At 57.0% G+C, this 1,337-nt stretch carries 1 rRNA gene (running past one end of the window); it reads left to right on the top strand.

Annotated features, from left to right (window positions below):
- The first annotated feature begins 60 nt into the window (after positions 1-60).
- Positions 61-1,337 (top strand): 23S ribosomal RNA (locus tag ACZ64A_RS36775); it runs 1,941 nt beyond the window's last position.

Below are 1,337 nucleotides of genomic sequence, written 5' to 3'. Positions count from 1 at the left end.
GGTGGGGTGATGGGTGGCTGGTCGTTGTTTGAGAACTGCACAGTGGACGCGAGCATCTGTGGCCAAGTTTTTAAGGGCGCACGGTGGATGCCTTGGCACCAGGAACCGATGAAGGACGTGGGAGGCCGCGATAGTCCCCGGGGAGTCGTCAACCAGGCTTTGATCCGGGGGTTTCCGAATGGGGAAACCCGGCAGTCGTCATGGGCTGTCACCCACTGCTGAACACATAGGCAGTGTGGAGGGAACGAGGGGAAGTGAAACATCTCAGTACCCTCAGGAAGAGAAAACAACCGTGATTCCGGGAGTAGTGGCGAGCGAAACCGGATGAGGCCAAACCGTATGCGTGTGAGACCCGGCAGGGGTTGCGCATGCGGGGTTGTGGGATCTCTCTTTCACAGTCTGCCGGCTGTGAGACGAGTCAGAAACCGTTGATGTAGACGAAGGACATGCGAAAGGTCCGGCGTAGAGGGTAAGACCCCCGTAGTCGAAACGTCAGCGGCTCGTTTGAGAGACACCCAAGTAGCACGGGGCCCGAGAAATCCCGTGTGAATCTGGCGGGACCACCCGCTAAGCCTAAATATTCCCTGGTGACCGATAGCGGATAGTACCGTGAGGGAATGGTGAAAAGTACCCCGGGAGGGGAGTGAAATAGTACCTGAAACCGTGTGCCTACAAGCCGTGGGAGCGTCGGAATGGAGCTTGCTCCATTCTCGTGACTGCGTGCCTTTTGAAGAATGAGCCTGCGAGTTTGCGGTGTGTTGCGAGGTTAACCCGGGTGGGGAAGCCGTAGCGAAAGCGAGTCCGAATAGGGCGTTTCAGTAGCACGCTCAAGACCCGAAGCGGAGTGATCTAGCCATGGGCAGGTTGAAGCGGAGGTAAGACTTCGTGGAGGACCGAACCCACCAGGGTTGAAAACCTGGGGGATGACCTGTGGTTAGGGGTGAAAGGCCAATCAAACTCCGTGATAGCTGGTTCTCCCCGAAATGCATTTAGGTGCAGCGTCGTGTGTTTCTTGCCGGAGGTAGAGCACTGGATAGGCGATGGGCCCTACCGGGTTACTGACCTTAGCCAAACTCCGAATGCCGGTAAGTGAGAGCGCGGCAGTGAGACTGTGGGGGATAAGCTCCATGGTCGAGAGGGAAACAGCCCAGAGCATCGACTAAGGCCCCTAAGCGTACGCTAAGTGGGAAAGGATGTGGAGTCGCAGAGACAACCAGGAGGTTGGCTTAGAAGCAGCCACCCTTGAAAGAGTGCGTAATAGCTCACTGGTCTAGTGATTCCGCGCCGACAATGTAGCGGGGCTCAAGCGTACCGCCGAAGTCGTGTCATTGCAGCAT

The organism is Streptomyces sp. NPDC104814 (genome assembly GCF_055583185.1).
Note: the sequence above shows the minus strand (reverse complement) of the source record. Positions and strands in the feature narration are given on the sequence as shown.